This is a genomic window from Streptomyces sp. NPDC048277 (assembly GCF_040652235.1).
GTDB lineage: Bacteria > Actinomycetota > Actinomycetes > Streptomycetales > Streptomycetaceae > Streptomyces.
Genome location: NZ_JBEZLQ010000036.1, coordinates 15,844 through 32,344 on the forward strand (window position 1 = coordinate 15,844; position 16,501 = coordinate 32,344).

The following is a 16,501-nucleotide window of genomic DNA, read 5'->3' on the forward strand; positions in this document are numbered from 1 at the left end:
GGCGTCAAGGAACGTGTCAGCACCTTCCGGAGCGCTTCTGCGGACGGCCCCTCGGCAGCCAGGGAGGCACGATGGGCATCACGGAACTCACCCCCGACTACCGCGACTTGATCGACCTGACCGGCAGACACGTCCTGGTTCTCGGCGGCGGTCTGGGCATCGGACGGCAGACCTGCCTCGCCGCCGCCGGCGTCGGCGCCCACGTGTCCGTGGTCGACATGGACCACACCCGCGCCAAGGCGGTCGCCGAGGAGGTCGGCGGCCTGGCACTCACGGGTGACGCGACGGACCGCGCGGAGGTCGAGCGGTTCGTCGGCGAGGCCGTGGCACGGTTCGGCCCGGTGCACGGGCTGGCCGACATCATCGGCCTGTCCGACAACGGTCCGCTCAGCGAGGTGACCGACGAACTCTGGACGCGGGGGCTCGATCTGAACCTCCGTCATGTCTTCCTCGCCCTGCAGATCGGCGCGCGTGCCATGACCGAGGGCGGCTCGATGGTGTTCGTCGGGTCCGTATCGGGGCTGCGCTCCGCGCCCGGCCACGCCGTGTACGGGGCCGCGAAGGCCGGACTCGCCAACCTGGTCAGCACGGCCGCTCTCGAACTCGGCCCCGGCATCCGCGTGAACGTCGTCGCCCCCGGCCAGACGGCGACCCCCCGGGTGGCCGAGCGGCACCCGGAGCCCGGCTACTACGACCGGGCCGCGGAGCAGGTGCCGCTGGGCAGGGTGGGCCGGACGAGTGACATCGCCTCGGCCATCCTGTTCTTCCTCACCGACCTCTCGGCATGGGTCACGGGGCAGACCCTGGTGGTCGACGGCGGCGCGGGACGGAAGTTCGCCTACCGGCTCTGACACGAGGCACGGACGGGGTGGCGCGGACCGGGAGACCCCGGTCCGCGCCACCCCGTCGTCGCACCTCACAGATGGTCGGCGATGGCCTTCTCGATCACCGTGCGCGGCTTGGCGCCGACCAGGGTCGTCACGAGTTCCCCGCCGGAGAACAGCAGGAGAGCGGGGATCGAGGAGACCCCGAACCTCCGCGCCGTCTCCGGGTTCTGGTCCAGATCGACCTTCACGATGTCCAGGGTCCCCTGGTGCGCCTCGGCCATCGTGTCCAGGATCGGGCCCATCATCCGGCACGGGCCGCACCACGGCGCCCAGAAGTCCACGAGCACCGGCCGGCCGGCCCCCCGGACGACCTCGTCGAAGTCGTCGTCGGTGACCGCGCGCACGACTGCGGACATGGTCACCCCTCCTTCCTCCGCCTGGCCGCGGACTATCCGATCGCGATGATCTTCTCGGTGATCGGTGTGGTCATGGTGCCGAAGACGAACTCCTTGGGCGTGCCGTGTCCGGCGACGGCGATGTTGATCGCGGCCGGGTCGTTGAACGCCTGGACGGACTGGCTGCGCTGCTCCTCGGGCGTGAGCTGGAACATCCAGTCCCACTCGGGCCGCACCAGCCCGCGCTCCCGGAAGTCGATGAAGGGCGCGATGACATCGGCGATCCGCGGCCGCATGTTGTGCAGCAGGAACCGCTTCACCGCGTCCTTGCTCAGCCCGGCGTCCGCGAACTTCCTCGCCGTCTCCGGCGGCAGCAGGTAGAAGAGCCCGTCCTCGTTGCCCTGGAGGCCGGCCAGCGTGCTGGTCATGAACCCGACCTGGGTGAGGGTGGGGGTGCGCGCCGCGATGGAGCGGATACGGCGGTCGGCCGGCCCGTGGTTGGAGCCGAGGTCCCACTCGCCCACCGTGTGCACCACCGTCACCGTGCTGTCGTCGGGGCGCAGTCCCTGGCCCACCTGGTAGGGCTCCCAGGGGCTTTCGTCCTCGTTCTCCCCCAGCACCTGGATGTTCTTGCGCACCGTGCCGATGGTGTCGAGGTCCATGCGCCCGGGGATCCAGGCGCCGAGGTTGCGCAGGGTCAGGGCGACCGCCCGGCCGATGCGGATGTTGACCCGGTTGTTCAGGCCGGGGCCGAGCGGGCTGCGGCCGCTGTTGATGCCGAGCTTCTTCACCAGGGGGCCGTTGACGAGGATCACGGGGGCGAACGCCCCGGTGGACATCAGGACCGAGAGGTTCATCGGGGGCGGGCAGGCGGCGATCGCCTTGAGCGCGGCGATCACGACGGGCAGTTCCTCCGGGCGGCACCCGGCCATCGCGGCGTTCACCGCGATCCGCTCCAGGGTCCCGTTGCCGTGCAGCGGGGGGACGGTGAGGATCAGCTCGTCACGGGGCCGCCCCTGGGCCTCGACGATGGCCTCCACCTTCGCCCGGGTCGGCGGATGCAGCGGCAGGCCGTCGCCGAAGTCCCGTTCCAGGTAGTACGTGTTGAAGGCGTCGACGGCCGCCACCGCGTCGGCCCCGTGGAAGGTGTACGACTCCTGCCAGTCCTCGGCCTCCTCCTGCGGCTCACCGGCGGCGTCTTCGCCGTGCCCGGCGTCCTCGGTGAGGGCGCGGATGACGTCGTCCGCCAGCGGCACGGTCTGCTCGGCAGCCTGTTCCGCCGTGAGCGCGGTGAAGACCCGGGGCACGACCACGTACCGCAGGCCGGGCACCCCGAACACCTTGGCGCTGGTGTCCGTGTCCCGCTCGAAGCCCCGGGCCACGATGGTGACCTGCGGAACGCCGGCCTTCTCCGCCTGGGCGCCGTCGTGGATCAGCCAGGAGGTGCAGGCGCCGCAGTCCGCCGTGGCACCGATCAGCGCGTCGCTCTCCTCGATGGCCCGCCGCAGCAGCTCGGGCTCGAAGCGGATGGATCCGGGGTAGAGGCGGATCTTGAGATCCGGGTACCTCTCCTTGATCTTCTCCGCCACCGCACGCAGCGCGACCTCGGCGTTGGGCTTGCTGTTGGAGAGCAGCCCCAGCACCTTCCCGTTCAGCGTGTCCAGTCGCGGGGCGATGGGCGACCCCGCGGATTCCTGCTTGTCCGCGGTCGGATTGACCACCTCGACGGTGATCTGCTCTGCGCCGGCTTGGATCGTCACGACCCTCTCCTCAACCGTTCGGTTGTCTGTATCAGTTGGATGGTTCATTCACGGATGTACGACGACCTTGAAGGTCCCCGGTGGTCTGGCGGCGGCGATCTCGAAGGCGCGTGCGGCGTCCTCGATGCCGAACCGGTGGCTGATCAGGGTCCGGGCGATCTCGGGCCGGTCGGCCAGCAGCCGGGCGGAGCGGGTGAACTCCCTCGCGCCCGTGGCGTCCTGCGCGTACCCCATCGACGGCACGAGGCGGACCTCCTTGAGGAAGGCGGCCATGTACGGCCAGCCCATGTCGGGGGGATAGACGCCGACCGTGCTCACCGTGCCGAGCGGCCGGGCCAGTTCGATGGCACGGGACAGCCCGCTCTCGCTGCCGCTCGCCTCGACGACGACGTCGTACAGGCCCGACGGGCGGGTCATCCCCAGGCGCTCGCCCGCCTCGGCCTGGTACGGGTGTCTGGCCAGGAGGGACACCTCGGGTGCGCCCATCCGCTGGGCCGCGGCGGCTGCCAGCATGCCGATGGTGCCGGCCCCCACCACCGCGACCCGGGTGTCCGGGCCGACCTCGCCCTTGTGGCAGGCGTGCCAGGAGACGGCGCCCGGCTCGACGAGTGCCGCGTCCTCCAGGGGCAGCCCGGGCGGCAGCGGTACGAGTGCGGACGACGGCGCCCGGTAGCGCTCCGCCATCCCGCCCGGCGCTGTCATCCCCACGATGTCCCGGCCCGCCGCCCGGCACATGTTGTGCCGGCCCGCCGCGCACCACTCGCAGTCGCCGCACCGGGCGATGGCCTCGACGGCGACGGGTGTGCCGTCCGGGGCCGTACCGGCTATCTCGTGCCCGGCGATCTGGGTGCTTCCACGTCTCAGATATCTCAGGTCCGAGCCGCAGATCCCCACGGCCGCCACCCGGACCGACTCGCCCTCCCCGCCCGGCTCGTCGGTCTCCACGACCTCGACGCCCGGGGGCGCGCAGCGAACCGCTCTCACCGCAATCCACCCCTCACGCGAAGTCGTAGTCCTCGGGGCGGAACCGCGCCAGCAGCTCGTGGTACTCCTCAAGGCGCCAGGGCACGTTGACCTGTTGCCGGCCGAACTCGTTCACGTAGTAGTTGCGGTCCTTGGATCCCGGGTCGTACCAGATGAGGGAGAGCATCGCCTCGTCCAGCCGGCGGTTGTAGTCCGCGAAGACCTCCTCACGCACGGCCAGCTGGCGATGGCCGCCCTCGATCAGGGCGACCAGCCCCTCGGCGATGTAGCGCGCCCAGGTCTCCATCCATACGATCAACGACCCCGACCGGTTCTGCGAGTTGGGCCCGTACATGATGAACAGGTTCGGGAAGCGGGGCACCGTGATGCTGAGGTAGGCGCGGGGGCCGCCGCCCTCGGGGTCGTTCCAGCGGTCCTCCAGGGTCTCCCCGTCCAGCCCCTGGTAGCGGGTGGGCCACAGGTACTTCTGGGTGGCGAAGCCGGTGGCCGTGAAGACGAGGTCGTAGGAGCGTTCCTTGCCGTCGGCGGTGCGGATACCGGTCGGGGTGAACCGCTCGATGGTCTCCGTGACCAGCTCGACGTTGTCCTCGAGGAGCGAGGCGTACCAGTTGTTGTCGACGATGAGCCGACGGGCCATGGGCGCGTGCCGCGGGATGAGCTTCTCCCACAGGTCGGGGCGGTCGCCGAGCTTGGACTTCACGTACGTGGTCAGGCTCTCCCGGTAGCCGTCGTTCGCCTCGTTGACGAGACCGCCCGCGGCCTGCCACTCGGGGTCGGGTTCCTGGAGGACCTGGCCGCCCAGGCGGAGGGTCGCGATGGAGTAGCAGTACCAGTTCCAGTAGTACGGCATGGTGTCCAGCAGCCAGCGGGTCTCCGGAGTGATGGCCTCGCCGTAGCGGTCCCGGGGGCTGATCCACTGCGGGGTGCGCTGGAAGACGCCGACGTTCCGGGCCCGCTCGCGCACGGACGACATCATCTGCACGCCGGTCGAGCCGTTGCCGATGATGGCGACGTCGCGGCCGTCGAGCCGTTCCTGGCCGGTGCATTCGGCGGTGTGCACGATCTCGCCCCGGAACTCCTCGATGCCCGGGAGGTCGAGGCGCTTGGGCGTGGCGAACAGACCACTGGCGCTCACCACGGCATTGGCGTCGATCTTCTGCGCCCGGCCGTCGATCTCGACGTCGAGCGACCACCGGCCGGTCCCGGCGTCGAAGACGGCTTCCCTGACGTCGCTGTCGAAGCTGATGTGCTCGAAGACGCCGTACTTCTTGGCCACGTGCTGGAGGTACTCGCGGACCTCGCCGGCCCGCGCGAAGTACTCGGTCCACGGGTAGTTCTTCTCGAAGAAGAACTGGTAGAGGAAGTTGGTGGTGTCCACCCGGACGTCGGGGTAGGCGTTGATGCTCCAGGTGCCGCCCAGTTCCGGGCGCCGCTCGTAGACCGTGTACGGGATGCCGAGGTGCTCCAGCTGGACGGCCACGGCGATGCCGCCGAAGCCGGCGCCGATGACCGCCACATGGAAGCCCTCCGGGACGGCCGGATCGGCGGCCGTCCACCGGGCGAGCCGGGGGTGGTCGTCGAAGGCGGCGAGGTCGCGCCGGTAGGCCCAGTCCCGTTCGGTGAGTTCCTCGTTGCGGAACGCCTCGTACATGCGGCGCAGTTCGGTGTCGTCGGGCTTGACCTCGGTGAAACCGGACGGCTTGTGGAGGAGGAACTCCTTCGCCCTGGCCCGCAGTTCGGTTACGGCCTCCTCGGCCACGACCGTCTGGTTGAGCGCGCCGCCGTACATGGGGGTCGTCCTGAGCGGCATTTCGAGCAGGGACTCGTCCCGGGTGGCCTGGTACAGCGCCAGCCTCAGCGCGTTCAGATCGGCGTCGTCCAGCGCGCGGTCGACGAACGCCCCGTCCACCTGCGGTGGCGTTCCCGTCGCGAGCCTGCCGTTCTCCGTCATGCGGCTCCTTCCCTGAAGGCGCGCCCGCGGTGACGGGCAGCCATCCACGCATCAAGGTTATTCAGTTAACTTAATCGACTCATGGAGCCGGATTCAAGACGGAGGTCGGGCGCACTCCGCGCATGACATGACAGGGGCGGGCGGATGATCGTCGCGGAGATCCGGCACCGGGACGGGCGCCGCGGCCGTGGGAGCCTTCGGCGCCGGGCCGCCGTACGAGGAGAAGGGCCCCGGCGTCGCCAAGGCCTTGAGGCCGGGGAGCAGGCAGGCTCCACCCGGCGTCCGCGTCACGCGGCCGACATCACGTTCCGCTGAGCGGGACAGCCGCTGCGAAACCGACGCCCGTCTGCGGAAATGGGACGGCGTCGCGCTGTACCGCGGCGACCCGGGTCAGGAGAAGAGGTCCACCACGGGCTTGTTGTGCAGGTCGTCCTTGAGGAGGTAGGTGCCCGCGACCTTCATATGGTTGCGCCAGTGCCGCTCGGCACCCTCCGCGTCCCGCGCCTCGAGCAGTGTCACGAGCCGCCGGTACGCCTTGATCGCGCGCTGGAAACGCTCGGGCGACTCGGTCTTGTCGAAGTTGCGCGCGACCCGCAGTTCGAGATGGGTCGCCACGATCTCCTGGAGCACGGCACCCTGGACGGCGAGGGTCCGGTTGCCGCAGCGGTCCATGATCAGCTCATGGAACCGGTAGGTGAGCCTCGACCACAGGGCCGGGTCGGGCACGGCGTCGTCCTTGGCCTCCACCGCGGACTGCAGTTCCGCCACCACGGCTTCGAGGTCGGCGAGGTCCTGCTTCGTCCTGCGCTTGGCCAGCATGCGGGCGCACGCGGGCTCGGCGACCATCCGGGCCTCGTACACGTCGTCGACGGTGGTCCCCTGCATCTGCAGGAGCAGGCCGACGTGGCGGGCCGCCACGGAGAAGTCCGGGGCCATGACCTGGGCGCCGCCCCGGCTGCCGCGGCGGACCCTGATGAGCATCTCGGCCTCGAGGATGCGGAAGGCCTCGCGCAGGGTGGGCCGCGAGACGCCGAACTGCTCCATGAGCTGCATCTCGGGCGGCAGGGTCTCGCCGGGGTTCAGCTCGCCCTGGACGATCCTGCGGCGCAGCTGTGCGGCGATCAGCTCCGCCGTCTTGGGCGCACGGACCGTCTGACCGATTTGCGGACCCAATGTGGCACTCATGCGAATGAGTGTACTTGATGGGAGACTCTCATCACCTGCGTGACGACGAGGACATCCGGCCGCCGGCCCGCCTCCCCCAGCCCTCCCGATGACCGGGACGACCGAGCCCTCTCGATCCGTTAATCAGTTTACTGATTTACCCGATCACTGCTAAGGTCACGATGCGTGAAGGTCACGACGATGCCGGTGGACACGCGATGAGCCTCAGTCTCGACGAGGACCAGGAGGAACTGCGCCGGCTGGTGCGCGGGTTCCTCGACGACAAGGCCATGACGCACCGGCCACCGCCTGCCGACACCCGCCCGCAGGAGTACGACCCGGACGTCTGGCGGCAGCTCTCCGCCCAGCTCGGCCTCACCGGACTCACCGTGCCCGAACGGTACGGGGGCGACGGCCTGGGTCCGGCCGAACTGGGCGTCGTACTGGAGGAGATGGGCCGGGCCCTCTGCCCGAGCCCGTTCTTCGCCACGGTGGCGCTGGCCGGTCAGGCCCTCCTGCGGTGCGGTGACGTCCGGGCGCAGGAGCGCTGGCTGCCGGGCATCGCCTCGGGCGCCCTCACCGCGACGCTGGCGACGGCCGAACCGGACGGCGGCTGGGAGTCGGACGTCCGCACGGCCGCGACCGGCCTGCCCGACGGCGGCTGGTCGCTGAACGGGACGAAGAGCCACGTGGTCGACGGGCACACCGCCGATCTGCTGCTCGTGACCGCGCGGTGCCCCGACGGCGTCGGCGTCTTCGCCGTCCCGGGAACCGCGCCCGGCCTGACCCGCACGGTCCTCGACGCCCTGGACCCGACCCGGCCGCTGGCCCGGATCCGCCTCGACGCCACCCCGGCGACCAGGATCGGCACCGGCGACGCCTCGGCCTGGCTCGCCGCGGTGCGCGACCAGGTCCGCGCCGCCCTCGCGGCGGAGCAGGTCGGCGGTGCCGCGGCCTGCCTCGACATGGCCGTCGCCCACGCCAGGACACGTGAGCAGTTCGGGCGCCCGATCGGCTCCTTCCAGGCGGTCAAGCACAAGTGCGCACAACTCCTGGTCGAGGTGGAGTGCGCCCGGTCGGCGGCCAGGTTCGCCGGATCCGCGGTGGGCACACCGGGCACCGAGGCGGCGATCGCGGCCGGCGTGGCCCGCACCTACTGCTCGGAGGCCTTCACCCACGCGGCGAAGGAGAACATCCAGATCCACGGCGGGATCGGCTTCACCTGGGAGCACCGTGCGCACCTCTATCTGCGCCGGGCCAAGTCGTCCGAGCTGTTGTTCGGCACGCCGCGCGAGGAACGCGCCCGGCTCGCCCGGCTCACCATGGCGGGAGGAACCCACGCATGACGACCACCGCCCCGAGCCCGCGCGGCCAGGAGTCGCTCGACGGCTTCCGGACCCGGCTGCGGGACTTCCTGGCCGGCCACGGCCCCGGGCGGCGCCCGCGGGATCCCGAGGAGCGCTTCGCCTGGACCCGTGCCTGGCAGGCCGCTCTCTTCGACCACGGTTTCGCCGGGCCCGGCTGGCCGACGGAGTACGGCGGTATGGACCTGCCCTTCGCCCATCAGGTGGTGTACCAGGAGGAGTTGGCCCGCGCCCGGGTGCCCGGACCGGTCGGGACGGGGCTGGGGATCGCCGCGCCGACGATCATCAGGTTCGGCAGCGCCGAGCAGAAGCGCCGCTGGCTGCCCGCGATGCTGCGCGGCGACACGGTCTGGGCGCAGGGCTACTCCGAGCCCGAGGCCGGCTCCGACCTGCCGAGCCTGCGCACCACCGCACGCCGCGAAGGTGACGCGTACGTGGTGAACGGGCAGAAGGTGTGGACCAGTCACGCCGCCCGCGCGGACGTCTTCTTCACCCTCGTGCGCACCGGCACGCGTGAGTCCCGGCAGCGTGGGATCAGCTATCTGATCGTCGACGCCCACGCTCCGGGCGTGGAGGTACGCCCGCTGCGGGACCTGACGGGAGACCATCTGTTCGCGGAGGTGTTCTTCGACGACGTCCGCGTGCCCGTCGCCGACCGGGTCGGGGAGGAGAACGGGGGCTGGCCGCTGGTCCGCACGAGCCTGGGCCACGAGCGCGCCGCCGGGGCCATGAACCAGGCCGCGACCTACCGCCGCGTCCTCACCGAACTGCGGCAGCTCCTCGCCGAACGGGGGGCGTTGGACGACGCGGAGGTGCGGGACCGGATGGCCGACTTCGAGATCCGGGTGCGCATCATGGGCTACAACGGGCAGCGGACCATCTCCGACATCCTCGCCCATGGCGAGCCGGGCCCGGTCTCCTCGGTGTCCCGGCTGCACATCACCGCCTTCGAGCAGGACATCCACGAGTTCGCCGTCGACATGCTGGGCCCGGCGGGTCTGCTGGGCCGGGGGTCCGAGGAGGCGGTGCAGCGCGGCAGATGGCTCTACGGCTTCCTGCGCACCCGCGCGTCGACGATCGGCGCGGGCACGGCCGAGATCCAGCGGAACACCCTCGCCGAGCAGGTACTGGGTCTGCCCCGCGATCCCGGGATGCCCGCGGTCTGAGGTCCGGCGGGGCGGACGGCCCGGCGGTCTCAGGTACGGCGGGGCGGACGGGCCCGCCCGCGACGGGGACACCGTCCGACCAGGACACCGTCCCACCGAGCGCGGTCAGGACACCGTCCGACGGACCGTGACGAGGACCTCGGCCGACCGCGACCGGGGCACCACAGCCCGCTTCGACAGGAGAGACGATGAAGCTCGACACCGATGCCGGACTCGACGCCTTCCGCGCCGAGGTGCGGGCGTTCGTCCGCGCCCACGCGCCCGGCACCAGGACCCACGCGGGTGTACGGGCCCCGGCCGCCGCCCTCGTGCCCGAACTGCGGCGCTGGATCGCCCGGTTGCACGAGGCCGGCTATCTCGGCAGGTCGTGGCCGACGGAGTACGGCGGTCTCGCCGATCCACGTCCGGGGCCCGCGTTCGTCGTCGCCGAGGAGCTGGCGCGCGCCCGGGCCTGGGGGCAGATCGGTGCCGGTGCCCTGGCCTCGGGCGCACTGCTGGCCCACGGGTCGGACGCGCAGAAGCGGCACTTCCTGCCCCGGCTGCGGTCGGGCGCCGACCTGTGGTGCCAGTTGTTCAGCGAGCCCGAGGCGGGCAGCGACCTGGCGGGGCTGCGCACCCGGGCACGCCGGGAGGGCGGCCACTTCGTCGTCGACGGGCAGAAGGTGTGGACGACCAACGCCCAGTACGCCGACGTCGGATATCTGCTCGCGCGGACCGATCCCGCGGCCCGCAGGACCCGGGGCATCACCGCGTTCGCGCTGGACATGCGGACACCGGGGGTGGAGATCCGGCCGCTCCGGGAGATCACCGGCACCGCCGACTTCAACGAGGTGTTCCTGGACGGTGTGCGCATCCCCGTGGACCGGGTGATCGGCGAGGTGGGCGACGGGTGGCGGGTCGCCGGCGCCAGCCTGGCCCAGGAGCGGGGTTCGGTCGCCGCGCGGAGCGCCGAACTGCTCGACGACCTCGACGGCCTGCTCGATCTGGCGGCCCGGCCGGGTCCGGACGCGGCGCCCGCCCTGCGGGACGGCGCCACCCGCGCCCGGCTGGGGCGGCTGGCCACCCGGACGCTGGTCGCCGACCTGATGAGCAAGGCGGTGCAGTCCCGGATGGCGGCCGGCACCGACGAGCCCGCCGACCCCGCGATGGTGAAGATCTTCTACAGCGAGACCAATCTCGAAGCCGTCTCCCTCGGCGTCCAGCTGCAGGGAACCGACGGCCTCCTGGTCGAGGGCGACGAACGCGCCGTGGCCGGTGGCTACTGGCAGGACGCCCTTCTCTACTCCCGGGCCTACACCATCGCGGGCGGTGCCAACGAGGTGCTGCGCGACACGGTCGCCGAGCGGGCCCTCGGGCTGCCCCGGGAACCACGTTCCTGAACCACCAGAAGAGTCATGGCGCACGAGAGGCGGAATACCGTGCTGAGCGTTGCCGAGTTCGACACCTTGGCCGAGCGGGTCACCAACTGGAAGCGCTGGGGCGCGGACGACCAGCTCGGCACCCTCAACTTCATCACCCCGGAGGTGGTCAGGAAGGCGACGGCCTCGGTGGTCACGGGCGAGGCCTACTCCCTCGCCATGCCGCTCTCGCTGGACGGACCGCAGCAGTCCGGCACGAGCGTCCCGGGGCGCATCAACCCGGTGCGGACCATGCTCGCGATCAACGCGCCCATGTCGGCGTCCCCGGACTCGGTGGCGTACAGCGACGACATCGTCGTGACCCCCACCCAGGCCGGGACGCACTGGGACGCGCTGTCGCACTGCAGCCACCGGGGCCTCATGTACAACGGCGTTCCGGCGGACGCGGTGGACGCCTCGGGGGCGACCAGGCTCGGCATCGAGGCGGCCGGCACGATCGTGTCGCGCGGCATCCTGCTGGACGTCGCCCGCCACGAGGGCGTGGACCGGCTGCCCGGCCGGTTCGCGGTGACCCGTGCGGTCCTGGAGGCCGTGGAGGAGGCCCAGGGGATGCCGGTCGAGGAGGGCGACATCGTCCTGGTCCGGACGGGGCAGGTGTCGTACTTCCTGGCGGGCGACGTGCCGGGCTACCGCCGACCGGTCCCCGCGCTGGACTACGACGCTCCGCTCTTCCTCCACGAACGGCGTGCGGCCGCGGCCGCGATCGACAACATGCCCATGGAACTGCTGCCGTCGAACGTCGAGGAGGTGATGCTGCCCGTGCACATCCTCTCTCTGGTGATGATGGGCATGATCCAGGGGCAGAACTGGGTGCTCGAAGACCTCGCGGCCGCGTGCGCCCTCGACCGGCGCTACACGTTCCTGCTGCACGCGACGCCGGAGCGCTTCGTGCGGAGCACCGGCGGAATGGTGAACCCCGTGGCGATCCGCTGAGGGCGGGAGGGTGGTGCGGCGCGCACACGGTGCCCGTCGTCGCACCACCCCGGGTCCGTCACCGGACCACTCGTACGGTCCGTCACCGGACGGCTCGTACGTCTAACTCCCCGTCCACACGGGCTCTCTGCGCTCCACGAAGGCCCGTGCGCCTTCCTTCGCGTCGTCCGAGGCGAACACGGCGTCGGACAACGGCGCCTGCCGCAGCCATACTTCGTCCTGCGGCCAGTCGGACGCGGCGCCCGCCACCGCCTTGGCGCACCGGACCGCCAAAGGCGCGTTCCCGGCGACCCGTTCGGCGAGTTCCAGGGCCGCCTGCAGCGCCTTTCCCTCGGCCACCACGCGGTTGACCAGGCCCAGCCGTTCCGCGCGGCCGGCGTCGATGGGGTCGCCGGTGAGCAGCAGTTCCATCGCGACCGAGCGCGGCAGGCGCTGCGGCAGCCGGATCATGCCGCCGCCGCGGGCGACCAGTCCGCGCCGTACCTCGGGCAGTCCGAACCGCGCCCCCTCGGCGGCCACCACCATGTCGCAGGCCAGGGCCAGTTCGAAGCCGCCGCCGAGTGCCCAGCCCTCGACGGCGGCCACGATCGGCTTCTCCGGGGGTGCCTCGACGAGCCCGCCGAATCCACGGCCCGGCAGGGCGGGCCGCTCCCCCCGGGCGAACCGCTTGAGGTCCATGCCCGCGCAGAACGTCCCGCCCGCGCCGGTCAGTACGGCGACGGACAGCTCGGGTGAGGCGTCGAGGCGGTCGACGGCTTCGGCGACGATGTGCGCGGCCGCCAGGGTCATCGCGTTCTTCTGCGCGGGTCTGTTGAGGGTGATCACGAGGATCCGGTCGTGCCGGTCCACCAGCACCTCGGGGCCGGTGCTCATCGCGGGCCCATGCGCAACGCGCCGTCGAGGCGGATGGTCTCGCCGTTGACGTAGGGGTTGCGTACCAGGGTCAGGGCCAGGTCGGCGTAGTCCTCGGGGTTCCCCAGCCGCCTGGGGTGGGGGATGGTCTCGGCGATGCCGCGGCGGATGTCCTCACGGAGCCTGGCCAGCATCGGGGTGTCGAAGGTGCCGGGTGCGATGGTGTTGACCCGGATCGCCCAGCTGGCGAGGTCGCGGGCCGCCACCAGCGTCATCGCGTGCACCCCGCCCTTGGAGGCGGCGTACGAGGTCTGGCCGATCTGTCCTTCGAAGGCCGCCGCGGACGCGGTGAGCACGATCGCGCCGCGGTCGCCGTCCTCGACGGTGTTGCCCGCCATGGCGGCGGCGGCCAGCCGCAGGACGTTGTAGCTGCCGACCAGGTTGACCTCCAGGACCTGCCGGTAGCTGTCCAGCGTGGCGGGTGCTCCCGACTTGTCGAGGATGCGCAGCCGGTCGCCGCCGCGGCCCGCGCAGTGCACGACGGCCCGCAGGTTCCCGGCCTCCTGGGCGGCTTCGAGCGGGGCCCGCAGGCTCTCCTCGTCGGTGATGTCGGCGGGCACGAACCGTACTGCGCCGCCTATCGCGGCGGCGGTCTCGGCGCCGGGCGAGCCGGGCAGGTCGGTGATGACCACTTTCGCCCCGGCGTCGGCGAACGCCGCCGCGGTCGCGGCCCCGAGGCCGGAGGCACCGCCGGTGACAAGTGCGGTGATCGCGTCAAGTCGCATGGTTCTCCTGGAGTCGAGCCATCGGTACAATCAAGTAACTAATTTACCTCAAAGGCCCGCCTCCCCGTAGAAGGGTGCCATGACGAAACAGGCCCGCTCGCTGCCCGTAGGGCGCAGCTTGCCCCCGCTCTCGAACTGGCTCCGCCGCGTGCTGGACGTCGAGCCGACCGCGACGGCGCTGACCTTCGCGGAGTCGGACTTTCCGTGGTCGTACTTCGCGGGTGTCGCCCGCGACCTGGACGCGCTGCTGCGTGACCACCCCACCGCCCGGCGGATCGGTCTCGTCCTGCGCAACCGGCCGGGCCAACTGGCCGCGCTGGTCGCCACGATCGCCACCGGCCGGCAGGTCGTCACCCTCAGCCCGCACGTGGGCGACACGGGACTCGGCGAGGACATCCGCACGCTGCGTCCGGACGTCGTCATCGCCGACGACGAGGACTGGCGCCGCGCCTCCGTCCGCGCCGCCGCGGAGGAGGCTCGCGCCCTCCCCCTGGTCGTGTCGCCGGAGTCGGGCCTGCGGCCCCACCCGGTGTCCTGGCTGCCCGAGCCGCCGGGCCTCCCCATGGACGACGTGGCCGTGGTGATGATGACCAGCGGCACCACGGGCAAGCCCAAGCGCGTCTCCCTGAGCTATCCGCAGCTCACCGCCGCCTTCGGGGCCGCCGGCACGGTCCTCGACGACGGCACGGGGCCGCGTCTGCGCCAGGGGTACGTCATCCTGTGGTCGTCCCTCGCCCACATCAGCGGGCTCTACTTCGCGATCGCCCATGCCGTCGACGGACGGTCCGTCGCCCTCCTGGAGCGCTTCCAGGTGGAGGAGTGGGCCGAGTTGGTGCGCCGGCACCGGCCCCGGCAGCTGCGGCTGCCGCCCACCGCCATCCGGATGGTGCTGCACGCGGAGCTGCCGGCCGACACCTTCGCCGGCGTGCGGGCGATCGGCTCGGGCACCGCACCCCTGCCGCCGGACCTGGCCGAGGAGTTCGAGGCCCGCTACGGCGTGCCGATCCTGCCCACCTACGGCGCCACCGAGTTCGCCGGCGCCATCGCGGGCTGGTCGCTCGACGACCACCGCCGGTGGGCCACCGCCAAGCGCGGCAGTGTGGGCCGCGCGCACCCAGGCATCGAACTGCGGGTCGTCGACCGCGCGGCGGAGGCACAGGTGCAGGGGCCCGGCCGTATCGGTCTCCTGGAGGTCCGCGGCGCACAGCTGCCCACCACCAACGGTGACTGGCTGCGCACCAACGACCTGGCCTCGGTGGACGAGGACGGGTTCCTCTTCATCCACGGCCGGGCAGACGACGCGATCAACCGCGGCGGCTTCAAGATCCCGCCGAGTGTGATCGAGGACGCGCTGCACCAGCATCCGGCCGTCAGTGACGCGACCGCCGTGGCCCTCGCCGACGAGCGGCTGGGCGAAGTGCCCGTCGTGGCGGTCACGTTGTGCGGCCAGGCCAGTGAACGGGAACTCCTCGACCACCTCGCGGCGCGGCTGACGCGCTATCAGATGCCGGTGCAGCTAAGGATCCTGGACCAGTTGCCGCGCACCCCTTCGCTCAAGGTCGACCGCCCCCGCCTCCAGGAACTCTTCGGCACCGAGGGGACACCGGAGGGACAACCGCCCGTCTCACGTATCGAGGAGCGAAGTTGACCACGTTGACGGACCGGCCCGACTACGGCCTGCTCACCGACGAGGCCGTCGAGCGCTCGCGCCGCCGCATCGGCGTCCCGCAGCGCCGGCTGCCACCGCACAACCTGGAGGTGACGGCCGACGGCATACGGCACTTCGCGCTCGGCTATGGCGACGACAACCCCCTGTGGTGCGACCCCGCGCACGGTCCGGGCACCCGCTGGCAGGGCACGATCGCACCGCCCAACTTCCTGTACACCATGGGCGAGAACGCCGTGGAGCAGGACGACCGGGCCAAGGCGGTCCTCAAGGGCGATCCGTTCGCCGGGCTCGGCGCCTACCAGGCGGTCATGGAGTTCGAGTACTACCGCCCCCTGCGGCTCGGCGACCGCTGCTCCTGCCTGCGGACCCAGGTCGGCGTCCAGGTCAAGGCGAGTTCCTTCGGCGGCCGCGCCGCCCACGTGACCAACGACTTCCTGTTCGCTGACGGCGCGGGACAGGTGGTCGCGGTGCAGCGCGGCACCTGGATCCACACCGAGCGGCACACCGGCAGGGAGCGCGCGGACGAGAAGAAGGGCCCGGACTTCCCGCCCTACACCGAGGAACAACTGGCCGAGATCGACGCCGCGTACGACGCCGAGTCCCGCCGCGGGGCGCACACCCGCTACTTCGAGGACGTGAGCATCGGCGACGAACTCCAGCCACGGGTCAAGGGCCCGCTCACCGTGACCGACGTCGTCGTCTGGCACGTGGGCTGGGGCATGCAGCTGACTCCGCCGGGGGCCTTCGCGGTCGCCCGGCGGGTCCGCCGCAAGGCCCCCGGGCTCTACCCGCCCAACGCCAGGAACATCCCGGACACCGTGCAGCGGCTGCACTGGGAGCCCGAGCGCGCCCACGAGCTGGGCATCCCCATGAGCTACGACTACGGCGGCATGCGCGAGACCTGGCTGACGCACGCGCTCACGGACTGGATGGGCGACGACGGCTGGCTGTTCCGACTGCGGTGCGAGCACCGCAAGTTCAACTACGTCGGGGACACGACCTGGGTGCGCGGCACCGTGGTGGACAAGGCGGTGGTCGACGGCCGCAACGAGGTGCACATCGACATCTCGTGCCACAACCAGCGCGGTGAGGTCTCCACACCGGGGCGGGCGGTGGTGCTGCTGCCGACCCGGCAGTCGCCGGTGCGGCTGCCGGACCCTCCGGCGGACAGCCTCGGCGAGCTGCTCGACCTGGAGATCGCGCGGTTCGCGGACTGACCGGGCCGGCCGGAGC

At 71.7% G+C, this 16,501-nt stretch carries 14 protein-coding genes; 7 read left to right on the forward strand and 7 right to left on the reverse strand.

Features of this window, described 5'->3' with window-relative positions:
- Positions 1–71 precede the first annotated feature (71 nt).
- A complete protein-coding gene (locus AB0D85_RS46425; RefSeq protein ID WP_362335607.1) occupies positions 72–851 on the forward strand; it encodes an SDR family oxidoreductase in 780 nt (259 codons plus the stop codon).
- A 65-nt stretch (positions 852–916) separates the two neighbouring features.
- Here AB0D85_RS46425 and trxA read toward each other — a convergent pair whose 3' ends face one another.
- The 5 genes from trxA to AB0D85_RS46450 all read right to left on the reverse strand — a co-directional run bounded on the left by trxA (position 917) and on the right by AB0D85_RS46450 (position 7,102).
- Positions 917–1,243: a thioredoxin gene (gene trxA, locus AB0D85_RS46430; RefSeq protein WP_362335610.1), complete on the reverse strand. Its 327-nt coding sequence runs from the start codon at positions 1,241–1,243 to the stop codon at positions 917–919.
- Between the two features lie 32 nt (positions 1,244–1,275).
- Positions 1,276–2,982, reverse strand: a complete 1,707-nt coding sequence (locus AB0D85_RS46435; RefSeq protein ID WP_362335613.1) for a hypothetical protein — start codon at positions 2,980–2,982, stop codon at positions 1,276–1,278.
- 48 nt (positions 2,983–3,030) lie between these two features.
- Positions 3,031–3,966, reverse strand: a complete 936-nt coding sequence (locus AB0D85_RS46440) for an alcohol dehydrogenase catalytic domain-containing protein (protein WP_362335616.1) — start codon at positions 3,964–3,966, stop codon at positions 3,031–3,033.
- A gap of 13 nt (positions 3,967–3,979) precedes the next feature.
- Positions 3,980–5,917, reverse strand: a complete 1,938-nt coding sequence (locus tag AB0D85_RS46445; protein WP_362335619.1) for an NAD(P)/FAD-dependent oxidoreductase — start codon at positions 5,915–5,917, stop codon at positions 3,980–3,982.
- Between the two features lie 390 nt (positions 5,918–6,307).
- The gene (locus AB0D85_RS46450) at positions 6,308–7,102 is read right to left on the reverse strand and encodes an FCD domain-containing protein (RefSeq protein ID WP_362335622.1); all 795 of its coding nucleotides are present in this window, start codon (positions 7,100–7,102) and stop codon (positions 6,308–6,310) included.
- 197 nt (positions 7,103–7,299) lie between these two features.
- Here AB0D85_RS46450 and AB0D85_RS46455 point away from each other — a divergent pair, with 197 nt between their 5' ends.
- The 4 genes from AB0D85_RS46455 (at position 7,300) to AB0D85_RS46470 (ending at position 11,962) form a co-directional block, all read left to right on the forward strand.
- Positions 7,300–8,427: an acyl-CoA dehydrogenase family protein gene (locus AB0D85_RS46455; protein WP_362335625.1), complete on the forward strand. Its 1,128-nt coding sequence runs from the start codon at positions 7,300–7,302 to the stop codon at positions 8,425–8,427.
- Complete coding sequence (locus AB0D85_RS46460; RefSeq protein WP_362335628.1) at positions 8,424–9,611, forward strand: acyl-CoA dehydrogenase family protein; 1,188 nt, start codon at positions 8,424–8,426, stop codon at positions 9,609–9,611. The genes AB0D85_RS46455 and AB0D85_RS46460 overlap by 4 nt, the downstream gene beginning before the upstream one ends.
- Positions 9,612–9,799: 188 nt before the next feature.
- Positions 9,800–10,990 (forward strand): acyl-CoA dehydrogenase family protein, encoded by a 1,191-nt coding sequence (locus AB0D85_RS46465; protein ID WP_362335631.1) that lies wholly within the window; start codon positions 9,800–9,802, stop codon positions 10,988–10,990.
- A 42-nt stretch (positions 10,991–11,032) separates the two neighbouring features.
- The gene (locus AB0D85_RS46470; protein WP_362335860.1) at positions 11,033–11,962 is read left to right on the forward strand and encodes a cyclase family protein; all 930 of its coding nucleotides are present in this window, start codon (positions 11,033–11,035) and stop codon (positions 11,960–11,962) included.
- Positions 11,963–12,064: 102 nt separating this feature from the next.
- On the opposite strand, the gene AB0D85_RS46475 is transcribed toward AB0D85_RS46470, so the two are convergent.
- Both AB0D85_RS46475 and AB0D85_RS46480 read right to left on the reverse strand, forming a co-directional pair.
- A complete protein-coding gene (locus tag AB0D85_RS46475) occupies positions 12,065–12,835 on the reverse strand; it encodes a crotonase/enoyl-CoA hydratase family protein (RefSeq protein ID WP_362335634.1) in 771 nt (256 codons plus the stop codon).
- Positions 12,832–13,599: an SDR family NAD(P)-dependent oxidoreductase gene (locus AB0D85_RS46480; protein ID WP_362335637.1), complete on the reverse strand. Its 768-nt coding sequence runs from the start codon at positions 13,597–13,599 to the stop codon at positions 12,832–12,834. The genes AB0D85_RS46475 and AB0D85_RS46480 overlap by 4 nt, the downstream gene beginning before the upstream one ends.
- A gap of 79 nt (positions 13,600–13,678) precedes the next feature.
- Between AB0D85_RS46480 and AB0D85_RS46485 the strand changes: the two genes are divergently transcribed.
- Complete coding sequence (locus tag AB0D85_RS46485; protein WP_362335640.1) at positions 13,679–15,247, forward strand: class I adenylate-forming enzyme family protein; 1,569 nt, start codon at positions 13,679–13,681, stop codon at positions 15,245–15,247.
- Positions 15,244–16,485 carry a MaoC family dehydratase N-terminal domain-containing protein gene (locus tag AB0D85_RS46490; RefSeq protein ID WP_362335643.1) on the forward strand — a complete coding sequence of 414 codons (1,242 nt, stop codon included), beginning with the start codon at positions 15,244–15,246 and terminating at the stop codon, positions 16,483–16,485. The genes AB0D85_RS46485 and AB0D85_RS46490 overlap by 4 nt, the downstream gene beginning before the upstream one ends.
- Positions 16,486–16,501: the final 16 nt, after the last annotated feature.